At 71.2% G+C, this 17,190-nt stretch carries 15 protein-coding genes and 2 pseudogenes; 6 read left to right on the plus strand and 11 right to left on the minus strand.

What is annotated here, in order from left to right; all coding sequences use genetic code 11:
• Nucleotides 1-126 precede the first annotated feature (126 nt).
• Nucleotides 127-621 (plus strand): annotated as a pseudogene (locus AB0C75_RS07230) (MFS transporter); the annotation flags it as partial.
• A gap of 58 nt (nt 622-679) precedes the next feature.
• Here the strand turns inward: AB0C75_RS07230 and AB0C75_RS07235 are convergent.
• From AB0C75_RS07235 to AB0C75_RS07250, 4 genes and pseudogenes are all read right to left on the minus strand, one after another.
• A complete protein-coding gene (locus tag AB0C75_RS07235) occupies nt 680-1,477 on the minus strand; it encodes a VOC family protein (RefSeq protein ID WP_362887923.1) in 798 nt (265 codons plus the stop codon).
• 90 nt (nt 1,478-1,567) lie between these two features.
• Nucleotides 1,568-2,896, minus strand: a complete 1,329-nt coding sequence (locus tag AB0C75_RS07240) for a carboxyl transferase domain-containing protein (protein WP_362887925.1) — start codon at nt 2,894-2,896, stop codon at nt 1,568-1,570.
• A 16-nt stretch (nt 2,897-2,912) separates the two neighbouring features.
• Nucleotides 2,913-4,409, minus strand: a complete 1,497-nt coding sequence (locus AB0C75_RS07245) for an acyl-CoA synthetase (protein ID WP_362888112.1) — start codon at nt 4,407-4,409, stop codon at nt 2,913-2,915.
• 45 nt (nt 4,410-4,454) lie between these two features.
• Nucleotides 4,455-4,577: pseudogene (locus AB0C75_RS07250) on the minus strand (MFS transporter); the annotation flags it as partial.
• 229 nt (nt 4,578-4,806) lie between these two features.
• Here AB0C75_RS07250 and AB0C75_RS07255 point away from each other — a divergent pair.
• Nucleotides 4,807-5,238: an Lrp/AsnC family transcriptional regulator gene (locus tag AB0C75_RS07255; RefSeq protein WP_362887927.1), complete on the plus strand. Its 432-nt coding sequence runs from the start codon at nt 4,807-4,809 to the stop codon at nt 5,236-5,238.
• Here AB0C75_RS07255 and AB0C75_RS07260 read toward each other — a convergent pair.
• The 3 genes from AB0C75_RS07260 to AB0C75_RS07270 form a co-directional block, all read right to left on the minus strand.
• Nucleotides 5,216-6,724, minus strand: a complete 1,509-nt coding sequence (locus tag AB0C75_RS07260; protein WP_362887929.1) for a GAF domain-containing protein — start codon at nt 6,722-6,724, stop codon at nt 5,216-5,218. The genes AB0C75_RS07255 and AB0C75_RS07260 overlap by 23 nt on opposite strands.
• Nucleotides 6,725-6,737: 13 nt before the next feature.
• Complete coding sequence (locus tag AB0C75_RS07265) at nt 6,738-7,778, minus strand: rod shape-determining protein (protein WP_362887931.1); 1,041 nt, start codon at nt 7,776-7,778, stop codon at nt 6,738-6,740.
• Between the two features lie 135 nt (nt 7,779-7,913).
• Nucleotides 7,914-8,489 (minus strand): hypothetical protein, encoded by a 576-nt coding sequence (locus AB0C75_RS07270; protein ID WP_362887933.1) that lies wholly within the window; start codon nt 8,487-8,489, stop codon nt 7,914-7,916.
• 122 nt (nt 8,490-8,611) lie between these two features.
• On the opposite strand from AB0C75_RS07270, the gene AB0C75_RS07275 reads away from it, so the two are divergent.
• On the plus strand, nt 8,612-9,316 hold the full coding sequence (locus AB0C75_RS07275) for a hypothetical protein (protein WP_362887935.1): 705 nt from the start codon (nt 8,612-8,614) through the stop codon (nt 9,314-9,316).
• Nucleotides 9,317-9,368: 52 nt separating this feature from the next.
• Here the strand turns inward: AB0C75_RS07275 and AB0C75_RS07280 are convergent, their stop codons facing one another.
• Entirely contained in the window at nt 9,369-9,818 is a 450-nt protein-coding gene (locus tag AB0C75_RS07280; protein WP_362887937.1) for a MarR family transcriptional regulator, read from the minus strand.
• A 128-nt stretch (nt 9,819-9,946) separates the two neighbouring features.
• Between AB0C75_RS07280 and AB0C75_RS07285 the strand changes: the two genes are divergently transcribed.
• From AB0C75_RS07285 to AB0C75_RS07295, 3 genes are all read left to right on the plus strand, one after another.
• Nucleotides 9,947-10,966, plus strand: coding sequence for an NADP-dependent oxidoreductase (locus tag AB0C75_RS07285; RefSeq protein ID WP_362887939.1), 1,020 nt, complete (start codon nt 9,947-9,949; stop codon nt 10,964-10,966).
• Nucleotides 10,967-11,047: 81 nt separating this feature from the next.
• The gene (locus tag AB0C75_RS07290) at nt 11,048-11,476 is read left to right on the plus strand and encodes an organic hydroperoxide resistance protein (protein ID WP_362887941.1); all 429 of its coding nucleotides are present in this window, start codon (nt 11,048-11,050) and stop codon (nt 11,474-11,476) included.
• A gap of 192 nt (nt 11,477-11,668) precedes the next feature.
• Nucleotides 11,669-13,186, plus strand: coding sequence for an alpha-N-arabinofuranosidase (locus AB0C75_RS07295; RefSeq protein WP_362887943.1), 1,518 nt, complete (start codon nt 11,669-11,671; stop codon nt 13,184-13,186).
• Nucleotides 13,187-13,255: 69 nt separating this feature from the next.
• Here AB0C75_RS07295 and mmsB read toward each other — a convergent pair whose 3' ends face one another.
• Genes mmsB through chvE form a run of 3 tightly spaced genes read right to left on the minus strand, consistent with a single transcriptional unit; the run spans nt 13,256 to nt 17,186 of the window.
• Nucleotides 13,256-14,497 (minus strand): multiple monosaccharide ABC transporter permease, encoded by a 1,242-nt coding sequence (gene mmsB / locus AB0C75_RS07300; RefSeq protein ID WP_362887945.1) that lies wholly within the window; start codon nt 14,495-14,497, stop codon nt 13,256-13,258.
• On the minus strand, nt 14,494-16,044 hold the full coding sequence (gene mmsA / locus AB0C75_RS07305; protein WP_362887947.1) for a multiple monosaccharide ABC transporter ATP-binding protein: 1,551 nt from the start codon (nt 16,042-16,044) through the stop codon (nt 14,494-14,496). Before mmsA ends, mmsB begins: the two co-directional genes overlap by 4 nt.
• A gap of 32 nt (nt 16,045-16,076) precedes the next feature.
• Nucleotides 16,077-17,186 (minus strand): multiple monosaccharide ABC transporter substrate-binding protein, encoded by a 1,110-nt coding sequence (chvE, locus tag AB0C75_RS07310; RefSeq protein ID WP_362887949.1) that lies wholly within the window; start codon nt 17,184-17,186, stop codon nt 16,077-16,079.
• Nucleotides 17,187-17,190: the final 4 nt, after the last annotated feature.

The raw sequence follows: 17,190 nt of genomic DNA on the forward strand, positions 1-17,190 counted from the left end.
CCGGCCTCCGGGAGGGCTCGTTACCATCCCCTGGGACGCGCGGGTGCGCGAGCACCATGGCGCTCAGGTCGCTGAAGAAGGTCATCCGCAGATTGGGCCTGGTGCCGAGGAAGCGCAGACCGCGTGGTCGCCGTGGTCTGGTTCGGCGGCGACGCGAAGATCACCGGACTCCTGGTCGCCGCACCGGCGCTCGGGGCCCTCCTGGGCAGCGTCTTCTCCGGGTGGCTCGGCCGCATCCGCCGGCACGGGCTCGCGGTGCTGATCGCGGTGGCCTGCTGGGGCGGAGCCATCGCCGTGTTCGGGCTCACCCGGCAGCTCTGGCCCGGCCTTGTCCTGCTCGCGCTCGCCGGATGCGCCGACTCCATCTCGATGGTCTTCCGCAACACCATGCTCCAGGCGGCGGTGCCGGACGAGATGCGCGGCCGGTTGCAGGGCGTGTTCATCGTCGTCGTGGCGGGCGGGCCACGGCTAGGCGATCTCGTGGCCGGCTCCGTGGCCGACCTGACCTCACCGGCCGTGGCGGTGACCGGCGGCGGCATCGCATGCGTGCTGGTGGTCTGCCTGCTGGGGCTGCGCTGGCGCGGCTTCGCCCGCTACGACGCGCGGGACCCGCAGCCGTAACAGCCGGTCCCTGCCCGTTCTGTCCCACTCGCCGGTACGGGAAGGACGCCCGGGGAGGTCAACTGACGTCGATGACCTTCGGCATCTCGCCCCCGGTCGTCGTGGGGTCGATGACCGAGAACGCCGCGCCCTGCGGATCCGTCAGGGACGCGAACCTGCCGAACGGCATGGTCATCGGGCCGTACCGCAGCTGCCCCCCGAGCGACGTGGCCTTCTCCACGACCGCGTCGCAGTCCTCGACGCAGAAGTACACATTGAGGTGGGCGGGCACCTCGGACGGGAACTCGTCCCCCATCTTCATCCGGCCGAGCAGCGGGTCAGCGCCCAGGTCGTAGAGCGAGAAGTCGATCGCGTCGTCGTCGACGTGCTTCACGCCGTAGCCGAAGACCGCCGGGAAGAAGGCGTCCGCCTTCGCCGGGTCCCGGGTGAAGACCTCGGCCCAGGTGTAGGCGCCGGGTACCGCCTGCGCCTCGAACCCCTTGTGGGCGTCCGCCTGCCACACCCCGAACACCACCCCGCCGGGGTCGGCGGCCAGCACCATCGTGCCGAAGTCGCCGATCCGCATCGGTTCCACCAGCACCTTGCCCCCGTGCTCGCGTACCTGCGCGGCGGTGGCGGCGGCGTCCGGTGTCGCCAGGTACAGACACCAGGCGGACGGTGCCTCCTGGCCGGGCGGTGGCGGCGACAGCGCGGCCACCGCCTTGCCGTCCGCATACGCCTGGGTGTAGTTGCCGTACTCCGGCAGGGAGTCGCCGTAGGTCCAGCCCAGGAGTTCACCGTAGAAGCGCTTCGCACCCTCCAGGTCGCCGAACGTACCGTCGGCCCAGCAGGGGGCACCCTTGGATTCCGCTGACATGGCGCGGACCTTTCTTGTCGCGGTGGACGCGGTGAGTGGTCTCCCTTGCCACGCTAGGCGCAGTCCCGGCCGGGCGCGCGTCCCGGCGCCCTACGGACCCGTGGGGCCGACGACCGAGCGGGCGACCCCCAGCTCCACCAGGTCCTGGGGACGCAGCCTGAGCTGGTCGGCGGTGGACCGTACCTCGTCGGGGCCGCGCTTCAGGATGGCCGCCGCCAGTTCAGGCGCGATCACCGAGAAGTAGCTGTCCGCCGTGACGTGGGTGTTGTCCGGCGCGGCCAGGGCCAGCGCGCCGCCGGAGCCGCCCTCGCCGATCACCAGAGTCGTCAGGGGGACCCCGGCGCCCGCGACCGCCGCGAAGACGTCGGCGATGGCGGCGCCCGCACCGGCCCGTTCCGCCTCCGCGTCGTTGGCCGCGCCCGGAGTGTCGATCAGGGTGAGCACCGGGAGTCCGAGCCGGTCGGCGAGCCGGATCACCCGGGCCGCGGTGCGGTAGCCCGCGGGGCGGGTCGCGGTGCCGCACTGGGCGGCGTACGCCACGGGCCGCCCGGCGTGCAGGCCCACTCCGCAGAGCAGCCCGGGGTCCCGGCCTCCGCACCGGTCGCCGCTCAGGGGCAGCCGGTCATCGAAGTAGGCGTCCAGATAGGCCTCGGCCCGTGGCCGCGCCGCCGCCCTCGCCTGCTCCACCGCCGCCCAGCCGGTCGCGGGCAGCCTCGTGTCCGACAGGGCCCCCGGCACCGGGGCGGCCCGCGCCGGGCCGTCGCCCGTCAGCACGGCCAGCCAGCGGCCCAGCGTCCCGGGCAGCTCGTCCGGGGTGACGACCGCGTCGACCTGGCCCGCCGCCAACTGCCCCTCGGCGGTGTACGCGTACGGATCCGCGTCGGCCGGCCGCACCCTGGACCCCCCGAAGCCGATCTGCGCCCCCGGCAGCGCCAGCACCACATCGGAGCCGGCCCCCACGGTGGCCCAGCCGCCCCCGGTCGTCGGATCCCGCAGCACCGCGATCTGGGCCTGCCCCTGGGCCCTCAGCCGTGCGGAGGCGCGGGCCACCCGCTGCAGCTGTATCAGCGCGATCATTCCCTCCTGCATCCGGCTGCCCCCGGTGGCGACGAGCGAGACGAGCGGCAGCCGGCGCTCACCCGCAAGCGCGTACGCGGCCTCCAGGCGGTCCCCGGTGCTGCCGCCCAACGAGCCGCCGAGGAAGCCGAATTCGAAGGAGACCAGGACGCAGTCCCGGCCGCCGACGACTGCGGTCCCGTACAGGACGGACTCCTCCTCACCGGTCCGCGCCGATGCGCGCGCCCTGGACTCCGCGTACCCGGTCCAGCCGAGCGGGCCGTCCGGGGGAGTGGGGCCGGCGGGCGGCCGGTGTTCGGTGAAGCTCCCGGTGACGGCGTCGATCGCCGCCCGCGCCGACATGCGGCTGCTCCTGGGGTCAGACACCGAGCGACCTCTTCATGATCTTGCCGAGCTCGTTGCGGGGCAGCACGTCGAGGTAGCGCACGACGCGGGGGCGCTTGTGCGGTGCGAGCTGCTCCGCCACGTGATCCGCCAGCTCCCGCTCTCCCGGGGGTGATCCGGCGTCCTCGGGGACCACCCAGGCGACGATCCGCTCGCCGAGGTCGTCGTCCGGCTCACCGGTGACGGCGGCCTCCCGCACGCCGGGATGGTCGAGCAGGGCGTTCTCGATCTCGCCCGCACCGATCTTGTAGCCGCCGCTCTTGATGAGGTCCGTGGCCTTGCGCCCGACGATCCGTACATAGCCGTCGGGGTCGACCGTGGCCATGTCGCCCGTGCGGAAGAAGCCGTCGTCGGTGAAGGCGGCAGCCGTGGCGTCGGGCCGGTTCAGATAGCCGGTGAAGAGGTTCGGGCCGCGCACCTGGACCTCGCCGATGGACGCGCCGTCCTGCGGCGAGGCGTCCTGGAGCGTGGCGTCATGGAGCACGGTGCCGTCCTCCTCGACGAGCCTGAGCTCGACCCCGGGCAGCGGCGGGCCGACCGTCCCTGCGCGGGGTGCGCCGTCGGCCCGTACGCCCGTGTTCATCAGGGTCTCCGTCATCCCGTACCGCTCGATGACCCCGCGGCCGGTCGCCGCGGTGATCCGCTCGTGGTCGTGGACCGGCAGAGCCGCCGACCCCGAGACCAGCAGCCGGGCACCCGCCAGGGCCTTCGCGAGGCCGGCGGGCGCGTCCGGGCCGTCCAGCGCGCCTGCCAGCCGGTGGTACATCGTGGGCACCCCGAACAGCATCGTTCCCCCGGAGAGCAGCTCCCGGGCCACTCCGTCGGCCGAGAACCGGCCGAGGTGACGCACGGAGCCGCCCCTGCGCAGCGGGCCGAGCACGCCCAGGATCAGCCCGTGCACATGGAACAGCGGAAGCGCGTGGACGAGGACGTCGTCGCCGGTCCACTGCCAGGCGTCCTCCAGCGCGTCCAGCGAAGCGGCGATGGCCCGGCGGGGCAGCACGGCGCCCTTGGGCGGGCCCGTCGTGCCCGAGGTGTAGACGACCAGGGCGGGGGAATCCGCGGACGGCTCGGGGAAGTCGGCCCCTGGCGTACGCACGCCGGGGCCGGCAGCGTCGACGTCCAGCCGCTCCAGGGTGCCCAGCGCGGCCGGCAGCACGTCGCCGGCCCCGGCCAGCACCATCGAGGGCGTGCTGTCGGCGACGATGTGCGCGAGCTCCCGCTCCCCGGTCTTCGGGTTGAGCGGCACGGCGGGCACTCCCGCCCGAAGGGCGGCCACGACGGCGACCACCGTCCCCGGGGTGGAGGTGGCCCAGACGGCGACGCGCCCCGCCCCCGCGATCCGGGCGGCCAGGGAGGCGGAGGCATCGGCCAACTGTGCGTAGGTCAGGACGTGTTCGCCGAACCGGACAGCCTCGGGCGAGTCCGTCCGGCCGGACGCTCCGCGCAACGCGGGCAGAAGAGAGGTCACACGCCGAAGCCTAGGCTCTGCCCCCCTGAGGCCGTCAGCTCTCCCGGTCTTCAAGTACGTCGGCGGATACACCCCGAACGCGACGATGCCGCCGAAGCCGATCGCGTACAGCGCGGACAGCTCCCAGGTCACCCGCAGCCTGCCCGCAGTGCCCAGCCGGTGCGCCAGGGGGGAGGGGGGAGCTGAGGCCAAGACGGTCCTTGAAGTCGCCCGACAGCGGGGAGATCAGGTTCCGTGCCCAGAAGGTGAGCGTGAATCCGGGCGTGGCACGGCGGGCTGAGCCATCCGGGTAAAGCCCTCGCTCGGCAGACGTCCCATGGGCGAAGGGCCTCTCAGGGGCCCCCGCGGAGGGCCTGTCGACCGCCGTTTCCCGCTCCGGGCTGCGACAATCGCCGGTATGGAACGGCTGGACAGAGAGATCCTCGGAATTCTCCAGGAGGACGCCCGGATCTCGTACCGCGATCTCGGCGCACGCGTGGGGCTCAGTGCCAACGCGGCGGGGGACCGCGTGCGCCGCATGCGCCGCGACGGGGTGATCCGCGGCTTCACGGTCGTCGTCGACCCGGCCGCCGACACCCGCTCGGGCCTCGTCGTCTTCATCGACGTGTCGCTGCGTCTCGACACGACGAACGAGGAGTTCGAACGCTCGGTGCTCACCCTGCCCGGCATCACCGAGGTGGTGCATGTGACGGGTGGCCACGACTACCTCGTACGCGCCACGGCAGCCGACCCCGGTTCCCTGGACGCGCTGCTGCGACGGCTGAAGAAGGACGCGGGCGTCGCCCACTCCAACACCAGGATCGCCCTCAGAGCGGCGCCTGCCAGATAACGGTCGGCGACCGGCTGCCGTCCTCGGCGCGCCCGTCGTCCGCGACCGCGAGCCGCACCGCGGGGCGCCCGTCGGGCAGCCGCGCTGTCGCGTCCACCTCGACCTCGACGGCCGACACCCCCGTACGCCGGTGCGCGGCGGCCAGGGCGCCACGCAGCACGTCCAGCAGCTCGCCGTCCACCGGCTCGGTCACCAGGGCGTCCACCGCGCCGGTGAACTGCACCGACGGCTGGAAGCCGAGCAGCGGCGCCGCGCCGGCCGTCTCGCGCAGCACCCGGCCGCGGAAGGCCGTGGGCGCGTCGGCGGGCGGCTGCTGAAGGGCGAAGATCGCGGTCCTGACCTCCTGGATGGTGGAGTCCAGCTCGTCGACAGCCTGTCCCAGCAGCTCGGCGGTCCCCGCGTCCCCCGCCAGGTCCTTGCGGCGGGTCGACTCCAGCATCATCTCCGTCGCGAACAGCCGCTGGACGACGAGGTCGTGCAGATCGCGGGCGATGCGGTCGCGGTCCTCGTAGACCGCCAGCTGCTCCCGGTAGTGCTGCGCGTCGGCCATCACCAGGGCAAGCGCCGCCTGGGAGGCGAACTGCGAGGCGAGCTGCCGGTCCAGCGCCGTGTACGGGGCCTCGCCGCGCCGCCGGGGGAGGGCGAGCGTGCCGATGAGCCTGCCGCCGTTCTGCAGCGGCAGCATCATGCTGGGGCCGAACCGGGAGCGTACGTGCGTCGTCATCCGGACGTCCGTCGCCGAGTCCTCGATGAAGACCGCCTCGCCGCCCAGCAGTTGGACCAGGACGGGGGAGCCGGGCGCGATGGTCGTGCCGACGAGGCCGGCCGGATCGTCGAGGGTGGAAGCGGCGACGATCTCCATCCCGCCGCCCGGGATCGGCTGGAGGATGACCCCGGCCGCCGCGCCGGCCAGCACCCTGGCACGCTCGGCGACGGTCATCAGGGCGTCCGTGGTCCCCGCTCCGGTCAGCAGCGCCCGGGTGACGGCCGCCGCCCCCTCGATCCAGTGCTCCCGCTGCCGTGCGGCCTCGTACAGGTGGGCGCCGCCGATCGCGGCGGCGGCCTGGGAGGCGAGCAGCCGCAGGAGCGCGGGTTCGGTGTCGGCGAAGCGCCCCGGCTCCTCGGCGGTGAGGCAGAGACTGCCGAGCACCTCGGTGTGGACCCGGACGGGCGCCCCGAGGAAGGAGCGCATCGGGAGGAGCGGAGCCGGCATCGCGCGGGGGTGCGGGCCCGCCGTCAGATCCTGGACGCGCACGGCCTGCGTCTCGTCCACGAGAGCCCCGAACATCCCCGTACGCCCGTCCAGGAGCGGGCCCGCCGCCCGGCGTTCGCTGTCGGACATCCCGGTGGTGAACAGGTCGGTGACGCGGCCGTCCCTGCCGTGCAGGAGGGCCAGGGCGCCGTAGCGCGCCCCGGCCAGCGCCGTGGCGGTGTCCACGATGTGCTGGAGCGTGGTCCGCAGGTCGAGGTCCGTCCCCGCTGTCACCGGTGGCCGTCGGCTATCGGCTGACGAGCGGGGCGAGGTCCAGCGGCTGGACCGTGCCGTCCAGCATCGCGCCGAGCCCCAGCACGGAGCACACGTCGGGTCGCTCGGCGATGCGCACCGGCACACCCGTCGCGTCGCGCAGCATCTGGTCGAGCCCCGGCAGCAGCGCGCTGCCGCCGACCATCATGATCCCGGACTCGGCGATGTCGGCCACCAGATCGGGCGGGCAGTCGCGCAGCACCTTGCCCAGACCGTCCAGCACCGCGGTGAGCGGGGTGTGGATCGCCTGGCGTACGGCGGCGGTGTCGACCTGCACCGAACGGGCCAGTCCCGTGGCCACGTCGCGGCCGTGGATCTCCGTCGTCGCCGGGCCGTTGAGGGTGAGGCCGTTGCCCCGGAGCGCCAGTTGCAGAGGGCGCACCGACTGGCTCGGCAGCATCAGCTCATGGTGCTGACGCAGATGCTGGATGACCGCGTTGTCGATGGCCTCGCCGCCGATCGGGATGCGCACGGCCCGCACGATCGAGCCGAGCGAGAGCACCGCGATCTGGGTGGTGGCGGCCCCGCAGACCATGATCATGGTGGCGGTCGGCTGCTCGACCGGAAGGCCGCAGCCGACGGCCGCGGCGATCAGGGTGTCGACCAGCTCCACCCGACGCGCGCCGAGTCCCACGAGGGTCTCGACGGCCGCGCGCTGGGCCAGCGGATCGGCGTCGTGCGGGACGCAGGCGGCGGCCCGCAGCCGGGGCTTGCGGCGCAACTGGCGGCGGAGCTTCTCACCGAGCAGATGGCGCAGCATGCGCTGGGCCATGTCGATGTCGACGACGGTTCCGCCGGAGACCGGGCGGGCCACCCGGATGTACGCGGGTGTACGGCCGGTCATCTGTTCGGCGAGCGCGCCGACCGCGATGAGCGAGCCGGTGCGCGTGTTCACGGCGGCGACACTGGGCTCGTCGACGACGAGCCCCACTCCCTTGATGTACACACGGGTCCTCGCGGCCCCGAGATCGACGGCGACATGGCAACGGCGCAGCTGTTCGAGGCTGACGGTCACGGCAGGTTCTCCCGAGAGCGCGGACGGAGGGGCACCGGCGGCAGCCGGCTCTCCTGGCATCGTCGCGCCACGGCGGGGGCGGCGCGCGCTGGGTGAGCCGTAGGAGGGACCCTCGGCTGACGGGGCGCCAGATCGTCACCGGGCGCCGTCGTCCGGCAGCCGCTGGAACAGCCCCCAGGTGAACTCCGCGACGCGGGTCCTGCCGTCGGCAGGGTCGGTGAAGGCCAGCGCCCAGCGGGTCGGGGCGCTGCCCTCCATGGGGCGTGCCGGGGCGAAGGCCCTGGCCACCTCGTCCACGGTGCAGGACCACGGGCGCAGGTCGGCGGCCGTACGCAGCTCGGGGCCGGCGGCGCCGGGGGCGCGGACCAGCCATTCGTTCCATACGGCTCCGCCGGGACCCGCCATCACCTCGAACCGCAGATCGGGCCAGAGCGGCAGCGGCCACAGCAGCGCGTCGCACTCCAGGTCGCCGACCTTGCGGCGTACGGAGGTCTCGGGCTCGCCCAGCACCGAGCGGTAGCGGCGCAGCGCGCCCCGGCCGCGCGGGGCGCGCAGCATCGCCTGCCAGCGGCGGTTCGCCTCGCGCATGTCGGCGAGTGAGGCGCTCAGTTCATGACGGGCGTCCTCGACGAGGTCCGGCTGGTGGTCGGCCATCCGGCGCAGCAGGACGAGTTGGAACTGGAGCGGCCCGAACGGGGCGGAAGCGGTCATGGATCCATCCTGCCGGGTGCCATGCGCGGGGGGCGGCGCGCACCGGAGTCCTCGATTCCACACAGGATCCTCACCTGCGGGGCTTCCTGTGTTGTTCCCTGCACGTCTAGTCTGCGGGCGCGATGGATTACTGCCACCCGTGCCAACGGCACCTCAACGGGGCGCTGGCGTGCGCCGGTTGCGGGACCCCCGCCGACGCGCTGGACCCCTATGCCGCCGCGGCCCCCTCCGGCGACGGTACGGAGGAACCCGCCACCGAGACCCTGGAGACATCGGGGGCCGCCGGTCACCGACGCCGCGCCAGGGGCGACACGGGACGCCGCCGCAGAGGGCACCGCCGGCGCGGCCGTGCGCTGCTGCTGACAGCGGTGGGAGTGGTGCTGGCGCTGGGCGCGCTGAGCCTGGCCGAGCTGGCCATGGAGCCCGGGGGAGACAGCGGCGCGTCGGAGTACGTACGCGAGGCCACGTCCGCCCCGACGGAGCCTGCCCCGTCCTCCTCGTCCCGCACGGAGCCCGACGGGGCGGGTCCTGTGGACGAGCCCACCGTCGTGCCCGTCACCGAGTCCGGCTCCGCGACCGCCGCGGCCGGGCCCCCGTCGTCGTCCGCGCCGGCCGGGCCCTCGTCGTCCGCGCCCGCCGCCGCCTCGCCGTCCGCCTCCGCGCCCGGGACGGCGCCCACGGACCCCGGCGACACCGACCCGCCGGCCGAGCCCTCCGGCTCGGGGAAGCCGACGGCGGACCCCACGTCGCCCGAGCCGTCGGACGACCCGGACCCGGAGCCCACGCCTTCGCCGTCCGACGACTGCTGGTGGTTCTTCTGCCGCTGAGGCACCCGGCGCTTACGGGGCGCCAAGCGCTTCCGGGGTGGTAGGCGGCAGGTCAGGCGCCGCCACCGTCGGCGTCATCGCCCAGCATCCGCCGCAGCAGGTCGCGCAGCACCGTGCGCTCCGCGTCCGAGAGCTCGGCGAGCGGCTCCCGTGCGAAGTCCAGCGCGTCCCGCAGCTGCCCCGCCATCCGGATGCCCTCATCGGTCGGGGCGGCGAGCTTCACCCGCCGGTCGGCCGGGTCCGGGCGGCGTTCCACCAGGCCACGGAGCTCCAGCCGGTCGACTATGCCGGTGATGTTGGACGGTTCGCACTTCAGTTTCCGGGCGACCTTGCGCATGGGCATCGGTTCCAGGGAGAGCAGTCCGAGCACCCGCGCCTGCGCGCCGGTCAGCGCGTGTGTGGCCGCGGCCCGGTCGTACTCCTCGTGGTAGCGCGCCACGACCCCGCCGATGAGCTGAATGACGTCCAGCGTGAGCGGATCCGTGCGCGAGTGGGTGGCCATGGCGTCCAGCGTACCGAATTACTTGACAACGTGAAATATCTGGACGCATGGTTGTTTCATGTCCTGAAGCTTTTCGCTTCCCGCCCGTGCGAGACCACCCCGTACGTCATCGAGGAGAACCCGAGCCCATGTCTGCACTTCCCACGTCCAGCCGCGAATGGCACCTCGTCGCCCGCCCGCACGGCTGGCCCGAGGCCTCGGATTTCGCGCTGCGCGAGGCGCCGGTGACCGCTCCCGGTGAGGGCCGCGTACTCGTGCGCAACCTCCACTTCTCGGTCGACCCCTACATGCGCGGCCGGATGAACGACGTGAAGTCGTACACCCCGCCGTTCAAGCTCGACCACCCCATGGACGGCGGCGCGGTCGGCGAGGTCGTCGCGTCGAACGCCGAGGGCTTCGCCGTCGGTGACCACGTCCTGCACAGCCTCGGCTGGCGCGAGTACGCCGAGGTGCCCGCCAGGTTCGCGGTGAAGGTCGACGCCTCGCTCGCCCCGCTCTCCGCCTACCTCGGCGTGCTCGGCATGACCGGGCTCACCGCCTACGCCGGGCTGTTCGAGGTGGCGTCCTTCAAGGAGGGTGACGCCGTCTTCGTCTCCGGCGCGGCCGGAGCCGTCGGCAGCCAGGTCGGCCAGCTGGCGAAGATCAAGGGCGCCTCCCGCGTCATCGGCTCGGCCGGCTCCGACGAGAAGGTCAAGCTCCTCGTCGAGGAGTACGGCTTCGACGCGGCCTTCAACTACAAGAACGGCCCCGTGAAGGACCAGCTCGCCGAGGCCGCGCCCGACGGGATCGACGTCTACTTCGACAATGTCGGCGGAGAGCACCTGGAGGCGGCGATCTCCTCGTTCAACGTCCATGGCCGCGCCACCCTCTGCGGGATGATCGCCCAGTACAACGCGACGGAGCCCGCCCCGGCCCCGCGCAACCTGGTGCTCGTCGTCGGCAAGCGGCTGCGCCTCCAGGGCATGCTCGTCGGCGACCACTCGGCGCTCCAGCCGCAGTTCGTCCAGGACGTGGCCGGCTGGCTGGCCTCGGGTGAGCTCAAGTACCGCGAGACGAAGGTCGAGGGCATCGAGCACGGCTACGACGCCTTCGCCGGCCTGCTGCGCGGCGAGAACACCGGCAAGATGATCGTTTCGCTGGACTCCTGATCCGGACGAGAGGCCTATGCTCCCTGCAGGCCGTCGCGATCGTGGGCGCGAGTCGCGGCGCACAGCAGGAGGAGTATCCGCATGACCATCCAGCGCATCGACGTGGCCTACACCGCCGTCGCCACCGCGGAGAACGGCCGTGACGGCCGTGTCTCCACCGACGACGGCAGGCTCGACGTCGTCGTCAACCCGCCGAAGGAGATGGGCGGGAGCGGCGCGGGGACCAACCCCGAGCAGCTCTTCGCCGCCGGTTACAGCGCCTGCTTCCAGAGCGCGCTCGGCGTCGTCGCCCGTCAGGAGAAGGCCGACATCTCCGGCTCGACGGTGACCGCTTCGGTCTCCATCGGCAGGACCGAGGCGGGCGGCTTCGGCCTGGAGGTCGCGATCAGCGCCTCCATCCCGAACGTCGACACGGCCACCGCCCAGGAGCTCGTCGAGAAGGCGCACCAGGTGTGCCCCTACTCGAACGCCACCCGGGGCAACATCAAGGTGGAGCTCTCCGCCGGCTGAGACCGGACCTGATCGCGTGGGCCCGAGGGCCGCATCCCTTCCACGGGGGGTGCGGCCCTTCGCCGTGCGCGGCCGGGGGTGCGGCCCTGTCCGGGGAGGCGCGCAGAGGCATTGACGGCCGAGGAGGTTGAACTCTACGGTCCCGTTCGAGGTTCCGAGCAACATTCGAAATGTCGAACGAGTAAGGAAGCCATGACCCGCATCGCGCGCTTCACCCTCGACCCTGCCTTCACCGTCGGCGCCGTCGATCCCCGGCTCTACGGCTCCTTCGTCGAGCACCTCGGCCGCTGTGTGTACGACGGCATCTTCGAGCCGGGCCACCCCTCGGCGGACGAGGCCGGACTGCGCACCGACGTCCTGGACCTGATCCGTGAACTCGGTGTCACCGCCGTCCGCTACCCCGGGGGCAACTTCGTCTCCGGCTACCGCTGGGAGGACAGCGTCGGCCCCGCCGACGAACGGCCCCGCCGGCTCGACCTCGCCTGGCGCTCCACCGAGACGAACCGCTTCGGTCTCTCCGAGTACATCGGCTTCCTGAGGAAGATAGGCCCGCAGGCCGAACCGATGCTCGCGGTCAACCTCGGCACCCGCGGCGTCCAGGAGGCCATCCGGCTCCAGGAGTACGCCAACCACCCGTCCGGCACCGAACTCTCCGACCGCCGCGCCGCCCACGGCGACCAGGACCCCTTCGGGATCAGGCTGTGGTGCCTGGGCAACGAGATGGACGGCCCGTGGCAGACGGGACACAAGACCGCCGAGGAGTACGGGCGGCTCGCGGCCGAGACCGCGCGCGCGATGCGCCAGATCGACCCCACCGTCCAGCTCGTCGCCTGCGGGTCGTCCAGCCGCGCGATGCCGACCTTCGCGGCGTGGGAGGCGACGGTGCTCGCCGAGACCTACGACCTGGTCGACCACATCTCGCTGCACGCCTACTACGAGGAGACCGACGGAGACCGGGACTCCTTCCTGGCCTCCGCGGTGGACATGGAGTCCTTCATCGAGAGCGTCGTGGCGACCTGCGACCACGTGGGGGCGCGCCTCAAGTCCACCAGGAAGATCAACCTCTCCTTCGACGAGTGGAACGTCTGGTACCAGAGGCGCTTCCAGCAGGAGACGGCGGAGAACCCCCTGGACTGGCCCGAGGCGCCCCGGCTGCTGGAGGACAACTACAGCGTCACCGACGCCGTCGTCTTCGGCTCCCTGCTCATCGCGCTGCTGCGCCACGCGGACCGGGTGACCATCGCCTGTCTCGCGCAGCTGGTCAACGTCATCGCGCCGATCATGACCGAGCCCGGCGGCCCGGCCTGGCGCCAGACCACCTTCTTCCCCTTCGCCCAGGCCGCCCGGTACGGACAGGGTCAGGTCCTGGACGTACGGGTGGACTCGCCCACGTACGGGACGGCGAAGCACGGCGAGACCGACCTGCTGCACGCCACCGCCGTACGCGACCCGGAGACGGGCGCCGTCACCGTCTTCGCCGTCAACCGTGGCCAGGACGCCGCGCTGCCGCTCGAAGTGGCCCTGACGGGACTGGACCTGGACCGGGTCGTCGAACACCTGGTCGTCGCGGACGCCGACCCGGAGGCCACCAACACCCTCGCCGCGCCCGAGCGGGTCGTCCCGCACGCCGCGAAGGGTACGGAGCTGACCGGCGGCACAGTGCGGGCCGTCCTCGAACCGCTGTCCTGGAACATGATCAGGCTGGCCTGACGCACACCGGCAGACCGACGGCGCCCTTCCCCCGCGGGGAAAGGGCGCCGTCGCGCGGAGCGGGGGGCGTTACGAGCTGCCCTTGCGCTTGTTCCAGACGTCGAAGCCGACCGCTGCCAGCAGCACCGCTCCCTTGATGACCTGCTGCCAGTCGGTGCCGATCCCGACGAGGTTCATGCCGTTGTTCAGCACGCCCAGGACCAGACCACCGATGATCGCGCCGAGGACCGTGCCGACGCCGCCGCTCATCGACGCGCCGCCGATGAACGAAGCCGCGATGGCCTCCAGTTCGAAGTTGAGGCCGGCCTTGGGCGAGGCCGCGTTGAAGCGGGCGGCGAAGACCAGACCCGCCAGGGCAGCGAGCATGCCCATGTTCAGAAAGACCAGGAAGGTGACCTTCTTGTCCCGCACGCCCGACAGCTTGGCCGCGGGCAGGTTGCCGCCGATCGCGTAGATGTGGCGACCGATGATCGCGTTGCGCATCACGTAGCCGAACCCGACGACCAGCACACCCAGGATGAGCAGCACGACCGGGGCGCCCTTGTAGCTGGCGAGCAGCAGCGTGACGACGAGGACGGCCGCGACCAGGGCGACCAGCTTCAGCAGGAACAGGTTGAAGGGGGGAACCTCCAGGGCGAACTCCTGCTGCCGCCTGCGGTCGCGGACCTCCTGGAGCACCACGAAGGCGATCAGTACGAGGCCCAGCAGCAGGGTGAGGTTGTGGTAGTTGGTGTTCGGTCCGACCTCGGGCAGGAAGCCGTTGGCGACCTTCTGGAGACCCTTCGGGAAGGGGCCGAGGGTCTGGCCCTTCAGGACGATCTCGGTCAGACCGCGGAAGAGCAGCATGCCCGCGAGGGTCACGATGAACGACGGTATGCCGAGATAGGCGATGAAGAATCCCTGAAGGGATCCCGCGACGGCACCGATGGCCAGGCACAGCACCACCGCGAGCGGCCAGGAGAGATCGTGTTCGACCATCAGTACGGCGGACATCGCGCCGATGAACGCGGTCAGCGAGCCGACCGAGAGATCGATGTGGCCCGCGATGATGACGAGCATCATCCCGATGGCGAGAATCAGGATGTAGCTGTTCTGCAGCACCAGGTTGGAGACGTTGCGCGGCAGCAGCAGGTCGCCGCCCGACCACACCGCGAACAGCACCACGATCAGACCGAGGGCCATCAGCATGCCGTACTGGCGCATGTTGCGGCGCATGCCGCCGATCATCAGCTGCAGCAGGCCGCCGCCGGATGCCGGTCCGTCCTTGCCCGGCGGCGACGGCGGGGTCTTGGCGGTCACATCGGTGCTCATCGGGTTACCTCTTTGTCCTTCGTCATCTGACGCATCAGCGCTTCCTGCGAGGCCTCGGCCCGCGAGAACTCACCCGTCAGCCGTCCCGCGGCCATCGTGTAGATGCGGTCGCACATGCCGAGCAGCTCCGGCAGTTCGGAGGAAATGAAGACGACCGCCTTGCCGTCGGCCGCCAGCCGGTCGATGACCGTGTAGATCTCGTACTTGGCGCCCACATCGATGCCGCGCGTGGGCTCGTCCAGGATCAGCACCTCGGGACCCGCGAAGATCCACTTGCTGAGGACGACCTTCTGCTGGTTGCCGCCGGACAGCTTGCCCACCGGCTCGAAGACCGTCGGCGCCTTGATGTTCATGGACCTGCGGAAGTCCTCGGCGACCTGCTGTTCCCCGTGTTCACTGACCACACCCCGCTTCGCGACCTTGCCCAGCGCGGTCAGCGAGATGTTCCGGTTGATGGTGTCGATGAGGTTGAGGCCGTAGTGCTTGCGGTCCTCGGTGGCGTAGGCGATGCCGTGCTTGACCGCCTCGGGGACGGTCTTCGTACGGATCTCCTTGCCGTCCCTGAGGACGGTGCCGCCCGCGTACCGGCCGTAGGACCGGCCGAAGACGCTCATCGCGAGCTCGGTGCGGCCCGCGCCCATGAGCCCGGCGATGCCGACGATCTCGCCCCGCCGCACCTCGATCGAGACGTCGTCGACGACCTTGCGCTGCTGGTCGATGGGGTGGTGCACGGTCCAGTTGCGGATCTCCAGGGCGGGAGCGCTCCCCTCCTCCGGGTGGTGCGGGGTCCGGTCGGGGAAGCGGTTCTCCAGGTCGCGGCCGACCATCCCGCTGATGATCCGGTCCTCGGTCGTCTCCGGGGCCTTCACATCGAGCGTCTCGACGGAGCGCCCGTCGCGGAGGATCGTGACCGAGTCGGCGACCCGGCGGATCTCGTTCAGCTTGTGCGAGATGATGATCGAGGTCATGCCCTGTTCCTTCAGCGAAAGGATCAGGTCCAGCAGCTTCCCGCTGTCCTCGTCGTTGAGGGCTGCCGTCGGCTCGTCGAGGATGAGCAGCTTCACCTTCTTGGACAGCGCCTTGGCGATCTCCACCAGCTGCTGTTTGCCCACGCCGATGTCGGCGACGCGGGTCTCCGGGTGCTCGTCGAGTCCGACCCTGCGCAGCAGTTCGCTCGCGTGCCGCAGGGTGTCGTTCCAGTTGATCAGCCCGCGCTTGGCGTGCTCGTTGCCGAGGAAGATGTTCTCCGCGATCGACAGATACGGCACCAGCGCCAGTTCCTGGTGGATGATCACGATGCCGTGCTGCTCGCTCGCCCTGATGTCCCTGAACCGGCAGGTCTCGCTCTCGAAGAGGATGTCCCCCTCGTAGCTGCCGTGCGGATGGACGCCGGAGAGGACCTTCATCAGGGTCGACTTGCCGGCGCCGTTCTCACCGCAGATGGCGTGGACCTCGCCCTGACGGACAGTCAGCGTGACGTCCGAAAGCGCCTTCACACCGGGGAAGGTCTTGACGATCGAGCGCATTTCCAGGACGGGTCCCGCCATGGTCTTGCCTTCCAATCCTTGAGGGAGCCCGGTTACTTGAGGTCGTTCTCGGTGTAGTAGCCGTCGTCGATCAGCGCTTCCTTGTAGTTGGACTTGTCGACGCTGACCGGCTGGAGCAGATACGCGGGGACGACCTTGACACCGTTGTCGTAGGACTTGGTGTCGTTCACCTCGGGCTTCTTGTCGTTCAGGGAGGCTTCGACCATGTTCGTGGCGACCTTGGCGAGCTTGCGCAGGTCCTTGTAGACGGTCTGCGTCTGCTCACCCGCGATGATCGACTTCACGGAGGCGAGCTCCGCGTCCTGGCCCGTGACCACGGGCATGGGCTTGGACTTGGAGCCGTAACCGTCCGACTTCAGGGCGGAGAGGATGCCGATGGAGATGCCGTCGTACGGCGAGAGCACCGCGTCCACCTTGGCGCTGCGGTAGGTGGACGTCAGCAGGTCGTCCATGCGGCGCTGCGCGGCGCCGCCGTCCCAGCGCAGGGTGGTGATCTGGGTGAGCTTGGTCTGCTTGGACTTGACGACCAGCTCGCCCTTGTCCACGTACGGCTTCAGGACGTTCATCGCGCCCTGGAAGAAGTACCGGGTGTTGTTGTCGTCGTTGGATCCGGCGAACAGCTCGATGTTGAAGGGCCCCTTCTTGCCGTCCTTCAGACCGAGCTTCTCCGCGATGTAGCCGCCCTGGAGCTCGCCGACCTTCTCGTTGTCGAACGAGGCGTAGTAGTCGACGTTCTCCGTGCCCAGGATCAGCCGGTCGTAGGAGATCACCGGGATGTCGGCTTCCTTCGCCTGCTGCATCACGTTGTTGAGCGACTTGTTGTCGATCGCCGCGATGATCAGGGCGTCCACACCCTGCGTGATCATGTTCTCGATCTGCGAGACCTGCTGGTCCGGGTCGTCCTCGCCGTAGACCAGCTTGGGCTTGTAGCCCTTGGCCTTCAGCTCCTTCACGACGTTGGCGCCGTCGGCGATCCAGCGCTCGGAGGACTTGGTCGGCATGGCGACGCCGACGGTGGCGCCTTCGGAGCCCCCCTTCTTCTCCTCACCGCCGCCGTCGCTGTTCTGACCGCAGGCGGTCAGAGCGAGGGCGAGGGAGGCGGTGGAGGCTATGGCGGCAAGTGCGGCTCTGCGGTTGCGCATAGTC

The organism is Streptomyces sp. NPDC048565, from assembly GCF_040650935.1.
Taxonomy (GTDB): domain Bacteria; phylum Actinomycetota; class Actinomycetes; order Streptomycetales; family Streptomycetaceae; genus Streptomyces.

Bases quoted from the DNA above. Each gene is read 5' to 3' on its own strand.
- AB0C75_RS07295 (WP_362887943.1), top strand. From the start codon at position 11,669: ATGACCCGCATCGCGCGCTTCACCCTCGACCCTGCCTTCACCGTCGGC.
- mmsB (WP_362887945.1), bottom strand. From the start codon at position 14,497: ATGAGCACCGATGTGACCGCCAAGACCCCGCCGTCGCCGCCGGGCAAG.
- AB0C75_RS07290 (WP_362887941.1), top strand. From the start codon at position 11,048: ATGACCATCCAGCGCATCGACGTGGCCTACACCGCCGTCGCCACCGCG.
- AB0C75_RS07275 (WP_362887935.1), top strand. From the start codon at position 8,612: ATGGATTACTGCCACCCGTGCCAACGGCACCTCAACGGGGCGCTGGCG.
- AB0C75_RS07255 (WP_362887927.1), top strand. From the start codon at position 4,807: ATGGAACGGCTGGACAGAGAGATCCTCGGAATTCTCCAGGAGGACGCC.
- chvE (WP_362887949.1), bottom strand. From the start codon at position 17,186: ATGCGCAACCGCAGAGCCGCACTTGCCGCCATAGCCTCCACCGCCTCC.
- AB0C75_RS07285 (WP_362887939.1), top strand. From the start codon at position 9,947: ATGTCTGCACTTCCCACGTCCAGCCGCGAATGGCACCTCGTCGCCCGC.
- AB0C75_RS07240 (WP_362887925.1), bottom strand. From the start codon at position 2,896: ATGTCGGCGCGGGCGGCGATCGACGCCGTCACCGGGAGCTTCACCGAA.
- AB0C75_RS07235 (WP_362887923.1), bottom strand. From the start codon at position 1,477: ATGTCAGCGGAATCCAAGGGTGCCCCCTGCTGGGCCGACGGTACGTTC.
- mmsA (WP_362887947.1), bottom strand. From the start codon at position 16,044: ATGGCGGGACCCGTCCTGGAAATGCGCTCGATCGTCAAGACCTTCCCC.
- AB0C75_RS07280 (WP_362887937.1), bottom strand. From the start codon at position 9,818: ATGGCCACCCACTCGCGCACGGATCCGCTCACGCTGGACGTCATTCAG.
- AB0C75_RS07270 (WP_362887933.1), bottom strand. From the start codon at position 8,489: ATGACCGCTTCCGCCCCGTTCGGGCCGCTCCAGTTCCAACTCGTCCTG.